The organism is Peribacillus asahii (genome assembly GCF_003570725.1).
GTDB classification, from domain to species: domain Bacteria; phylum Bacillota; class Bacilli; order Bacillales; family DSM-1321; genus Peribacillus; species Peribacillus asahii.
Window position 1 is genome coordinate 347,226 of sequence record NZ_QWVS01000002.1, and the last position, 12,068, is coordinate 359,293.

Sequence of the window (12,068 nt, forward strand, 5' to 3'; positions counted from 1 at the left end):
TTTATTCATCACAAGGCGTGGAAAAACGTTCAGAAGGCATTATCTCTTCTGAACGTTTTTCTCTCTGTGTATTATTTTGTTTCGCTCTTCATCCATTTAGCAATGATTTCTTCAAGTTCACCGCTATCTTTCATTTTTTGCAATTCTGCATTAAACTTTTCTGTTAGGTCGCTGTCTTTTGGAAAAGCAATTGCATACCCTTCTTCTTCATCTGTTTCAATTTTATGAACTGTTAATGTTTTATTATCAGCTAAATAGCCTTTGGCTACTTCTTCTTCAACAATCGCTGCATCAACACGGCCAGCCATTAACTCTTGAACAATTTCTGGAATACGGTTGCGTTTTTCTAGCGTCATGCTAGTGCCTTCTTTATTTAATTTATTCGCTAATTCTTCTTGAACAGAAGCTAGCTGAACTCCCACTTTTTTACCTTTTAAATCTTCTACTGTTTCAATGCCACTATCTTTTGTCGTCATAATCATATTAGCAGCCGAATAATAAAGCTCGCTGAAGTCTATTGTTTTCTTACGTTCGTCCGTAGGAGTCATCGCAGACGCGACAAGGTCCACTGTCCCATTCTCAAGTGCTGTAGGCAAACTGTTGAAATCGATATCTTGAACTTGAATTTCATAGCCAAGCTTATCACCAATGGCCTTGACAATATCCATATCCATCCCAATGATTTCATCACTTTTAGCTGTATCCACAAATTCAAATGGTGCATAATCCGCTGATGTTCCTAGCTTTAACACTTTTTTCGCTTCACCATCACCGTTTTTAGCTTCATCCTTATTATCCGCAGTTCCACATGCTGCTAAAATGCCGACTAATAAGATAGAAGTAACTAGTAACATAAAATGCTTTTTCCATTGCATAGTTATTTTCCTCCTATAACTTTCTTCTTGTTATGTTAGTATGTGTCAAAGTGTAATTGTACGCTGTTCAAATAATCATTCTGTTAATATTCATACACTCCCATGTATTTTAACACACTTTGATGATGATGCAATATAATGGAAAATTAATTTACTGTTAAAAATTTTCAGTTAATTGCTATAGGACAATATTGAAAGAGCTGATAATGTAGATATAGTGTCCTTCATTTTAAAGAAAACTATACAAAACAAAAAAGATCCGTAAAAACGGATCTTATACTTCCTCGCAATATTCATCAAAATACGATTGAAGCTTTTCAACAACAGACATTGGATGATGTCCTTCAATTTCATGACGTTCTACCATCTTTAAAATTTTCCCGTCTTTCAGTAAGGCAAATGATGGCGATGATGGCGGATATCCTTCAAAATATTCACGAGCACGTGCCGTAGCCTCTTTATCTTGACCAGCAAAGACAGTGACAAATTGATCAGGGCGTTTATCATGGTGCATCGCATATGCCGCAGCAGGACGAGCAATTCCGCCTGCACAACCACACACGGAGTTTACCATAACAAGTGTCGTTCCCTTTTGTGCTAACGCCTCGTTTACTTCTTCTGCTGTTTTTAATTCTGTATATCCAGCTTTCGTAATCTCATCACGCGCTGTTTTTACCACATCATTCATTAAAAAATTAAAATCCATTCCCATCTCCATACCCCTTCCATATTCGTTTCTTCTCTATCATAACAATTGAGTTTCACCGATTCAATTAATTTACCTAAGAAAAGCGAAAGCACCTTAGTTACCCCATGCACATGCTGGCAGTTAATTCACTACAATATATTAAAATACTTTCTGATTTGGCAAAGAAAAAGGGACTCCCCATCATCTGTAGAGTCCCTTTCCCTTATTTCTTTTCAAAAGTGTCTAAAAACGTTTGAAATACTTCTTGAACGGCTTTTGTAATTGTTTGATCCCCTGCCATGATTTGATTTTCAAGGACAGGCAACAATTGCTTAATCGTGCTATTTTTATAAAACAGTTGATGAAGTTGACTATTAATTAAGGAATGGAACCACTCTCTCGATTGCCTTCTTCTTCGATCTTCAAATACTCCTGATTGCTTCGTTGTTTCAGAAAACTCCTGCAACATATCCCAAACATCATCAATGCCTTTACCTGTAACGGCAGAGCATGTCAGAGCTTTAGACATCCAGCCTTTTGTTACAGGCTGTAAGAAATGAAGAATTCGGCTGTACTCCGATCGCGTTTTGATAGCACGTGGAAGATTATCTCCATCTGCTTTGTTGACAACGATGCCATCAACCAATTCCATAATTCCCTTTTTCATCCCTTGCAGCTCATCACCTGCTCCAGTTAGTGCAAGCATCATGAAAAAGTCAACCATCCCACGAACAATCGCTTCACTTTGCCCAACCCCAACTGTTTCGATTAGGATAACATCGAAACCAGCTGCTTCACAAAGAAGCATTGTTTCACGCGTTTTCCGATGAACCCCACCTAAAGTTCCTTCAGATGGAGAAGGGCGAATGAAAGCGCGAGGATTTCTCGCTAGCTCTTCCATTCTTGTTTTATCTCCTAAAATACTGCCGCCATTCACAGATGAGCTTGGATCGACAGCAAGTACAGCTACTTTATGACCTAAGCTGCATAAATAGGTTCCAAAAGCTTCAATAAACGTACTCTTCCCTGCTCCAGGCACACCGGAAATCCCAATTCGTAAAGATTTCCCCGTGTGCGGCAAGATAGATTGCAATAGCTCTTGAGCTAGCTCAAAATGATGCGCTGCATTACTTTCAATTAGAGTAATTCCTTTTGCAAGTTTCGCACGTTCTCCTTTAAGAATACCTGCTTTAATATCCGGTATCGAAATGGATTCCCTTTGTTTTTTAACAAAACGGTTTTTAGACGCTTGATTGTGGTCGGCAGCTAACTCGACCCCTTTCATGATTGAAGAATTAAAACCTTCGGGATTATTTGGGTCAACCCATTCCGGTTTTTTATCTTCACTCATTAGTTTACTACTTCCTCATAGCCTAGACGTTTATATACTTCTTGGAGTACTTTTTTAGCTGCTTGCGGAATAACCGTACCTGGTCCAAAAATGGCAGAAGCTCCATTCGCTAATAAGTAATCATAGTCTTGAGCCGGGATAACACCACCAACGATAATAACGATATCTTCACGGCCTAATTTTTTCAATTCAGCTGCAAGCTGTGGCAATAACGTTTTGTGGCCAGCAGCAAGTGAACTCATACCGACAACGTGAACGTCATTTTCCACCGCTTGAAGCGCTGTTTCTTCCGGTGTTTGGAATAGAGGTCCGATATCAACGTCATATCCTAAATCGGCAAAGCCGGTGCTGACTACTTTCGCTCCACGATCATGACCATCTTGTCCCATTTTCGCCATTAATAGACGAGGACGACGACCTTCTTGCTCAAGGAACTCTTCCGTCATTTGAATAACTTCTTGAATTTCATCTTCTTTAGAATATGCTTCGCTGTATACACCGCTGATAGAACGAATTGTTGCTTTGTGACGGCCTGCAACTTCTTCAATCGCATCTGAAATTTCACCAAGAGAAGCACGAACGCGAGCTGCTTGAACAGCAAGCTCAAGTAAGTTTCCTTCACCTGTTTTAGCTGCTTCTGTTAAAGCTCTCAATGCTGCATCTACTTGTGCTTGATCACGGTTTGCACGCAATTCAGCTAAACGGTTGATTTGGCTTTCACGAACCGCTGTATTATCAATATCCAAAATTTCAATTGGATCTTCTTTTTTCAAGCGATATTTATTCACACCAACAATTGTTTCTTCTTGAGAATCGATTTTCGCTTGGCGTTTTGCAGCAGCTTCTTCAATTCTCATTTTTGGAATGCCTGTTTCAATTGCTTTAGCCATTCCGCCTAAATCTTCAATTTCTTCAATTAAAGCCCAGGCTCTATCAATTAGCTCGTTTGTTAATGCTTCTACATAGTAAGAACCAGCCCAAGGATCAATAACCTTTGTAATGTTTGTTTCTTCTTGTAGGTAAAGCTGCGTATTACGTGCAATACGAGCCGAGAAGTCTGTCGGTAGAGCGATTGCTTCATCCAATGCATTTGTATGCAAGGATTGTGTATGACCAAGCGCTGAAGCATGCGCCTCGATTAATGTACGAACAACGTTGTTAAACGGATCTTGCTCTGTTAAGCTCCATCCAGATGTTTGTGAGTGAGTTCTTAACGCTAACGCTTTCTCGTTCTTTGGATCGAACTGTTTCATTAATTTAGCCCAAATGAAACGACCTGCTCTCATTTTCGCTACTTCCATGTAGTAGTTCATACCGATTGCCCAGAAGAAAGAAAGACGTGGAGCAAATTTATCAATATCAATGCCCGCTTTCATACCTGTACGCGCATATTCAAGACCGTCTGCTAACGTGTAGGCAAGCTCGATATCAGCTGGTGCTCCTGCTTCTTGCAAGTGGTAACCTGAGATAGAGATACTGTTGAATTTAGGCATATATTTTGATGTATATTCAAAGATATCTGCAATGATCTTCATAGACATTTCTGGTGGATAAATATACGTATTACGTACCATATATTCTTTTAAAATATCATTTTGAATCGTACCAGACAGTTTATCTTGTGTAACGCCTTGTTCTTCGGCTGTTACAATGTAGAAAGCAAGAATCGGCAACACGGCACCATTCATTGTCATCGATACAGACATTTTATCGAGTGGAATACCATCAAATAAGATTTTCATATCAAGAATCGAGTCAATCGCTACGCCAGCTTTCCCAACGTCACCGACTACTCGTGGATGATCTGAGTCATAACCGCGGTGCGTTGCTAAGTCGAACGCAACAGAAAGACCTTTTTGTCCCATTGCTAAGTTACGACGATAAAACGCATTAGACTCTTCAGCTGTTGAGAATCCAGCATATTGACGAACTGTCCAAGGACGATTTACATACATCGAAGGATATGGTCCACGTGTAAATGGAGCGATTCCAGGTACGCTATCCATATGCTCTAAGTTTTGATTATCCTCTTGAACGTAAAGTGATTTCACCTTAATTTGTTCATTTGTTTCAAATAAAAGGTTATCGATATTTTGACCAACTGCTGCTTCCGCTTGTTTTTTCCAAGTTTCTACTGAACCTTGTGCAGTAGCTTTTGCTGGATTGATTTTTGAAAAATTAGGTTTTGTCATTTTAGTTCACCCCCAGCGCTTGTAATAATTCTGTTAACATGTCAGCTGCATTTGTTTTTACATGGACAAACTCTTTCACACCAGCAGCTTGCAATGCTTTTTCTAATTCTTCTGCTTGTTTACCTGCTACATAAATCGTTGTTTCAGGGAAAGCCGCTTTCACATCAGCAACAACTTGCTCCGCTAGTTCACCATAAGCTTCATCACTACCGCATACGCAATAGATTGGAAGTTGTGTTTCTTTCACATAAGCAACTGCTTCTTCACTTGTATGACAGCCTTCGCTTGCCACTGTTTCAATCCCGCCTGCAGCAACTAATCCTTTTACGAAGTCTACACGAGGTTTATACGATTTCAATTCTTGTAACGTAATTAAGCCTACTTTCGGAGCTTGGCCATTGCTTTCTTTAAAGGCTGCACTACGTAAACGTAGTTGCTCAAATTGTTCAGCAATACGTTTTAGCTTAATTGGTGTAATCGAAGTTGGATTATTTACAACAACATAAGATTCCACTTCTGCTGCTTTCGGTGCTTTCACTTCATCAGCAGGGTTAGGATATACGTTTGTGCCAATGATGCTTTCTTTTCTTAATGCTGCATTTTGTGCTTTTTTATTGAATACTTCAGCGATTTCTGCTTGAACGATATTTTTTTTAAGTGCTTCAAGAATGCCGCCCGCTGCATCCACTTCTAAAAACTTCGCCCACGCTTGATTTGCAATCTCATCTGTTAATTGCTCCACATAGAATGAACCGCCTGCTGGGTCTACTACTTGTGTAATATGTGTTTCTTCTTTCAAAATTAAGTGCGTATTACGAGCAATTCTTTCTGAGAAATCAGTTGTTTCACCAAATACATGGTCAAAAGGATTGATTTGTAAATATTGAATACCACCGATTGCAGCTGCAAAAGCTTGGTTGGCTGTACGTAAGATATTTACATGTTGATCGTATAATGTTTCTGTCACTTCTGAAGTAAGCGCATGAATATTCATTTTGAAATATTCAGAATCTGCTTCAAATGCAGCTGAAAGTCCAGCCCAAAGTCGACGAGCAGCACGTAATTTAGCAATATTCATGAAATAATTTGAATCAACAGCGAATGAGAATACCATTTTATCTGCAATACTTTCTACAGATAAACCTTGCTTTTGTCCTTCAATCAAATATTGCACAGCTACAGCTAGTCCATATGCAAGTTCTTGAACCGCATTAGCTCCACCGTTATGGAAGACAGATGTTTTAATCAAAATTGTTTTTAAGTCTGCAGAAACTGCTTCATATCCTTGAATCGTTTTTGCCCACTCTGCAAAATAGCTATCTGTATCTTCCGGAATTTGTCCAGTCAATACCCATTCAGCAATCGCATCTTCAGCAAGAACGCCGCTCACTTTTCCTTCTACTGCTTGGAATTCAGGTAATAAATCTTTTTGCTTTCCTTTTAAATCAATGAAGAAAGGTAAAGATTCTAGTGGTAAATCTTTTAATAATCTTGGTAATCTCGCACCGTTTGCTAATAGCTCTACCGGGTACGTAATCGCATTTTGTCCACGATTTAGAACAGCTTTCAAGTTTTCATTTGCTTCCTCTGCTGTCGCACCGCTCACTGGCTGACAAGCAAGCCACGGTTGCGTATGATAACCTGTTGCCGAAATTCCTCGTGTATAAGGAAATGACCCTGGGAGCTCAACTTGACCTTCGCCAGTAGATTGTTGTATATAAAGGGGCTTCAGTGTCACCCCTTCATATGTATTCGTTTGTAATTTATCAACTGTTTTACCTTTTAAACTCGTTTCAACGGCAACCTTCCACTCTTCAAACGAAGGTTTCGGAAAGGATATATTTTTTACATCTTTCAATTCCATCTGTAATCGCTTTCTTATGCTTATACTACAGTTCAGAGCAAATGCTCAAGCCGTATCCATAAGAAAACTGCCCTCCCTTCAATTTTTGAATACCAAACACATTCTAACATAGGTGTAAAAGAATAAAAGAATACAAATGAGCTTGTTATACAATAAGTATGAATCTACAGGAATAACATCATTCGAAAATAAGATTTATTTCATACCTGTTATAAATTACACCCTTAATAAATTTACATGTAGTAGAACAACTCTTCTAAAATAATACGAAAAAACTGAAAATTTGTCGATTAATCTTTTGAAATTTCCTTTATTTTTTATAAAAAAAGTTGATATCATAGGAAAAAACCAGTAAAAACTGGTTTTTTAATCAAAAAATGGATGTATTTTCTTTCGAAAACCCTTCGACAATTTTCTTCACTCTTGCTAAAAAACGACCACAAATTAAACCATCTAATACACGATGATCCAACGACAAACACAAATTCACCATATGTCGAACAGCAATCATATCATCTATAATTACCGGACGTTTTACAATTGTTTCAATTTGGACAATAGCTGCCTGGGGATGATTAATAATCCCCATCGATTGAACAGAACCAAATGAACCCGTATTGTTCACCGTAAAAGTGCCGCCTTGACTTTCTTCCTGTGTAAGCTTACCTGTACGTACTTTTTCAGCTAATTCATGAATTTCACGGGCAATCCCTTTAATGGATTTTTCATCTGCGTGTTTAATAACAGGTACAAAAAGTGCATCATCCGTCGCTACAGCAATGGAAAGATGAATATCCTTTTTTTGAATAATCTTATCACCGGCCCACATCGAATTCATTTCAGGAAACTCGGTTAGCGCTTGAGCGATTGCTTTGACGAAAAAAGCAAAATACGTAAGAGGGTAACCTTCTTTTTGTAAAAAATCATCTTTTAATGAATTTCGTAACATCACAAGATTTGTAGCATCAACTTCAACCATCATCCAAGCATGAGGTGCTTCCTGCTTACTTTTTTGCATATTGGCTGCAATTGCTTTACGAACTCCTGTAACAGGAATCTCCCGATCGCCAGTTGCCGTTGGTAAAGAAAGAGTTTGACTAGATTGTTTTCGAACTTCTGTTGTCGTAACAGAAGGAGCAACCGCTTTTTCCTTCTCTTGGGGTACATTATTTGCTTCTATAAGGGCTAGCACATCTTTTCTCGTAATCCGCCCTTCTTTTCCAGAACCCTCCACTTGCGATAAGTCGATTCCATGCTCTTGTGAAAGTTTTAATACAGCTGGTGAGTAACGCATCTTCATTGAATACTTTTCCAAGAGGGTATCTTGATTTGCAGGAAGTGATTTCGTACTAGAGCTAGCTATTGTCTGTGTTGAGCTCGATTCTTCTACTTCAATTAAACAAATGATTTCATTTACGGCTAATGTTTCCTCTTCTTTAGCGACTAGCTCTTTAATGACACCTGTAAATGAAGATGGGATTTCAGCACTTACTTTATCCGTCATCACTTCGGCAATTGGACTGTATTTTTGTACGAAGTCACCTGGTGTAACGAGCCATTTACTAATCGTTCCTTCTGTTACACTTTCGCCCAGCTGCGGCATTTTCATTTGTTCAATCGCCATACTACTCCTCCTTCTGCGCAGATTTAATACTCAGCTAGCTCACGCATCGCTTTTTCTACTTTTTCTGGGTTTACCATAAAGTATTTCTCCATTGTTGGTGCATAGGGCATTGCCGGAATATCCGGGCCTGCTAATCTCATAATAGGAGCGTCTAAATCAAATAAGCAATATTCTGCAATAATGGCAGCCACTTCGCTTATGATACTCCCTTCCTTGTTATCTTCTGTAATAAGCAGAACTTTCCCTGTCTTGACAGCCGCTTCGATAATACTTTCTTTATCAAGCGGATAAACTGTACGTAAATCTAAAAGATGAACGGAAATCCCATCACTAGCAAGCTTTTCAGCTGCTTGGAGCGCAAAATGGACACAAAGCCCGTATGTGATAACGGTAATATCTTCCCCGCTTCGTTTCACATCTGCCTTTCCAATTGGCAATACATAATCATCCGAAGGCACTTCTCCTTTAATCAGACGATACGCTCGTTTATGCTCAAAAAACAGAACAGGATCCTCATCGCGAATCGCCGCTTTCAATAAGCCCTTTACATCATACGGTGTCGATGGCATAACAATTTTCAAGCCTGGTTGATTAGCAAAGACCGCTTCTACTGATTGCGAATGATAAAGAGCACCGTGAACACCGCCGCCATATGGAGCGCGAATAACAATTGGACAATTCCAATCATTGTTCGACCGGTAACGGATACGTGCCGCTTCCGAAATAATTTGATTGACAGCAGGCATAATAAAATCCGCAAACTGCATCTCTGCAATTGGCCGCATCCCATACATAGCAGCACCAATTCCAACACCAGCAATAGCTGACTCTGCTAATGGCGTATCGATTACCCTCTCTTCACCAAATTGATCAAATAGGCCTTGTGTCGCTTTAAATACGCCGCCTTTTTTACCGACATCCTCACCCAGTACAAACACGCGTTCATCTCTTTCCATTTCCTCACGAATAGCGTGTGTAACGGCCTCAATATAAGAAATGACTCCCATCTTTATTCCTCCCCATATACATGTTTCATCGCATATTCTGGACTCGCATATGGCGCCTGTTCAGCATAATCTGTTGCTTCATTAACGATTTGCATCACTTCTTCATTCAATTGTTTTTCACGCTCTTCATCCATTACACCAACGTCTTTCAAATATTGACTAAAGGTAAACAAAGCATCCTTTATTTTCGCTTCCGCTACTTCCTCTTGTGTCCGATATACTTGATCATCATCATCGCTTGAATGAGGCGTGAGTCGGTAAGAAACCGTTTCAATCAACGTCGGACCATGACCTGCCCGCGCACGATCTGCTGCTTCTTTAACGGCTTGATACACGGCCAACGGATCATTCCCATCAACTGTTACACCTGGTATTCCATAACCGATAGCACGGTCGGATACATTTTCACACGCTAATTGTTTAGAAATTGGTACGGAAATAGCATACTTATTGTTCTCACACATAAAAATAACCGGCAATTTATGAACACTAGCAAAATTGATTCCTTCATGAAAATCCCCTTGATTCGAAGACCCTTCTCCAAACGTCACAAAGGTCACTAATTTTTCCCGATTCATTTTACCTGCCAGCGCAATACCAACTGCATGAGGCACTTGTGTTGTTACAGGAGAGGACCCTGTGACAATTCGATTGCGCTTTTGCCCAAAATGACCAGGCATTTGTCTACCTCCTGAATTTGGATCTTCAAGTTTGGCAAATCCTGATAACATTAAATCACGAGCCGTCATCCCAAATGCCAATACAACACCAACATCCCGATAATAAGGAAGCACATAATCAAGCTTTCGATCAAGAGCAAATGCAGCTCCTACTTGAGCGGCCTCTTGACCTTGACAAGAAATTACAAATGGTATTTTCCCTGAACGATTTAACAACCACATCCGTTCATCAACCCGACGAGCAAGAAGCATTGTTCGAAACATATCCAAAACCATTTCATCACTTAAACCGAGTTCATGGTGTCGTTTTTCAACTTTTTCAACCATTTAAACCCCTCCCTACAGTCTATTAAAAATGTAATGCTAAGCCATCAACTGCAAGAGCCGCTTCACCGATAGCTTCCGATAAACTTGGATGAGGATGAACCGCTGAAGCTATTTCCCACGGAGTTGCATCCAATACTTTTGCAAGACTCGCTTCAGAGATCATATCCGTCACATGCGGCCCAATCATATGCACACCTAACACATCATTCGTCTGTTCATCCGCAATAATTTTAACGAAGCCCTCTGTTTCACCATATACAAGTGCCTTACCAATTGCTTTAAATGGAAACTTTCCTACTTTTATTGTCCATCCTCTTTTCAGTGCCTCTTGCTCTGTATAGCCTACACTTGCTATTTCTGGACTGGCATAAATACATCTTGTAATCCATGAAGGATCTAAAGGTGTAGGCTGCTGTCTTGCTAAATGCTCAACAGCAATAATACCTTCGCGTGCAGCGACATGTGCAAGCTGTAATCCTCCAATACAATCTCCTATTGCATAAATATGAGATTCCTTCGTTTGGTACATGCTGTTCGTTGAAATGTAACCTTGTTCAAGAGCAATCTCAGTATTTTCTAAACCAATATCCGTTACATTAGCGTCTCGTCCGACAGAAACAAGAATTTTGTCTCCCATATATTCTTGAAATTCACCATTCACCTCTGCCTTAATTGAGACAACTTCTCCTGTTTTCAAGGTTTCAGGCAATACTTTTGCTTCCGTCACAATACGAACCCCTTTTTTCCGAAGAATACGCATCATTTCTTTCGCCACTTCTTCATCTTCTTGGGGAAGAATATGCGGAGCATACTCAAGGACCGTTACTTGCACCCCAAAATCGTGCAACAGCGAAGCCCACTCTACCCCAATGACTCCTCCACCGATTATAATGATTGACTGCGGCAATGTTTCTAATTGAAGAGCCTCCTCCGATGAAAGGACATACTCACCGTCAATTGATAAACCAGGTAATGTTTTTGGCCGAGAGCCCGTCGCAATAATGACATGCTGCGGCAACAAAATGGCATTATCACTACCATCATTCATCTCTACAGAAATAGTCCCTGGCATGGGGGAAAAAATAGAAGGGCCCAATATTCTGCCTACCCCTTCATACACAGAAATTTTCCCTTGCTTTAATAAATGTTGTACACCGCTGTAGAGTTTGTTCACAATTCCCTCTTTTCGCTGCTGTACTCTAGCGAAATCTATTCCAACATGGTCCTTTAAAATGCCATATTCTTCACTCTTCTTTACAGTCCTGTATACTTCCGCACTTCGTAAAAGAGCCTTTGAAGGGATACAGCCGCTATGAAGACACGTTCCTCCTAATTTTCGCTTTTCAACAACAGCTGTTTTCAAACCGAGCTGACTGGCCCGGATAGCGGCAACATAGCCTCCCGTCCCCCCACCTAGAATAACAACATCATACTCCTCTGCCATATTACTCCTCCTTCCT

9 protein-coding genes are annotated in these 12,068 nt (G+C 39.9%); all 9 read right to left on the reverse strand.

Going from position 1 to position 12,068, the window contains the following annotated elements:
* Positions 1 to 71: 71 nt before the first annotated feature.
* The gene (locus tag D1953_RS01875) at positions 72 to 875 is read right to left on the reverse strand and encodes a transporter substrate-binding domain-containing protein (protein WP_182480469.1); all 804 of its coding nucleotides are present in this window, start codon (positions 873 to 875) and stop codon (positions 72 to 74) included.
* Positions 876 to 1,149: 274 nt separating this feature from the next.
* Positions 1,150 to 1,587: a BrxA/BrxB family bacilliredoxin gene (locus tag D1953_RS01880; RefSeq protein ID WP_119115445.1), complete on the reverse strand. Its 438-nt coding sequence runs from the start codon at positions 1,585 to 1,587 to the stop codon at positions 1,150 to 1,152.
* A gap of 199 nt (positions 1,588 to 1,786) precedes the next feature.
* The gene (gene meaB, locus D1953_RS01885) at positions 1,787 to 2,914 is read right to left on the reverse strand and encodes a methylmalonyl Co-A mutase-associated GTPase MeaB (RefSeq protein WP_119115446.1); all 1,128 of its coding nucleotides are present in this window, start codon (positions 2,912 to 2,914) and stop codon (positions 1,787 to 1,789) included.
* Positions 2,914 to 5,106 (reverse strand): methylmalonyl-CoA mutase, encoded by a 2,193-nt coding sequence (gene scpA, locus D1953_RS01890; RefSeq protein WP_119115447.1) that lies wholly within the window; start codon positions 5,104 to 5,106, stop codon positions 2,914 to 2,916. The genes meaB and scpA overlap by 1 nt, the downstream gene beginning before the upstream one ends.
* Position 5,107: 1 nt before the next feature.
* Positions 5,108 to 6,970, reverse strand: coding sequence for a methylmalonyl-CoA mutase family protein (locus D1953_RS01895; RefSeq protein ID WP_119115448.1), 1,863 nt, complete (start codon positions 6,968 to 6,970; stop codon positions 5,108 to 5,110).
* Positions 6,971 to 7,340: 370 nt separating this feature from the next.
* Complete coding sequence (locus D1953_RS01900; protein ID WP_119115449.1) at positions 7,341 to 8,594, reverse strand: dihydrolipoamide acetyltransferase family protein; 1,254 nt, start codon at positions 8,592 to 8,594, stop codon at positions 7,341 to 7,343.
* A gap of 23 nt (positions 8,595 to 8,617) precedes the next feature.
* Positions 8,618 to 9,601, reverse strand: a complete 984-nt coding sequence (locus D1953_RS01905; protein ID WP_119115450.1) for an alpha-ketoacid dehydrogenase subunit beta — start codon at positions 9,599 to 9,601, stop codon at positions 8,618 to 8,620.
* 2 nt (positions 9,602 to 9,603) lie between these two features.
* On the reverse strand, positions 9,604 to 10,608 hold the full coding sequence (locus tag D1953_RS01910) for a thiamine pyrophosphate-dependent dehydrogenase E1 component subunit alpha (protein WP_119115451.1): 1,005 nt from the start codon (positions 10,606 to 10,608) through the stop codon (positions 9,604 to 9,606).
* Positions 10,609 to 10,630: 22 nt separating this feature from the next.
* A complete protein-coding gene (gene lpdA, locus D1953_RS01915; protein ID WP_119115452.1) occupies positions 10,631 to 12,052 on the reverse strand; it encodes a dihydrolipoyl dehydrogenase in 1,422 nt (473 codons plus the stop codon).
* Positions 12,053 to 12,068 lie beyond the last annotated feature (16 nt).

Bases quoted from the DNA above. Each gene is read 5' to 3' on its own strand.
- D1953_RS01900 (WP_119115449.1), bottom strand. From the start codon at position 8,594: ATGGCGATTGAACAAATGAAAATGCCGCAGCTGGGCGAAAGTGTAACA.
- meaB (WP_119115446.1), bottom strand. From the start codon at position 2,914: ATGAGTGAAGATAAAAAACCGGAATGGGTTGACCCAAATAATCCCGAA.
- D1953_RS01895 (WP_119115448.1), bottom strand. From the start codon at position 6,970: ATGGAATTGAAAGATGTAAAAAATATATCCTTTCCGAAACCTTCGTTT.
- D1953_RS01905 (WP_119115450.1), bottom strand. From the start codon at position 9,601: ATGGGAGTCATTTCTTATATTGAGGCCGTTACACACGCTATTCGTGAG.
- D1953_RS01875 (WP_182480469.1), bottom strand. From the start codon at position 875: ATGCAATGGAAAAAGCATTTTATGTTACTAGTTACTTCTATCTTATTA.
- scpA (WP_119115447.1), bottom strand. From the start codon at position 5,106: ATGACAAAACCTAATTTTTCAAAAATCAATCCAGCAAAAGCTACTGCA.
- D1953_RS01880 (WP_119115445.1), bottom strand. From the start codon at position 1,587: ATGGGAATGGATTTTAATTTTTTAATGAATGATGTGGTAAAAACAGCG.
- D1953_RS01910 (WP_119115451.1), bottom strand. From the start codon at position 10,608: ATGGTTGAAAAAGTTGAAAAACGACACCATGAACTCGGTTTAAGTGAT.
- lpdA (WP_119115452.1), bottom strand. From the start codon at position 12,052: ATGGCAGAGGAGTATGATGTTGTTATTCTAGGTGGGGGGACGGGAGGC.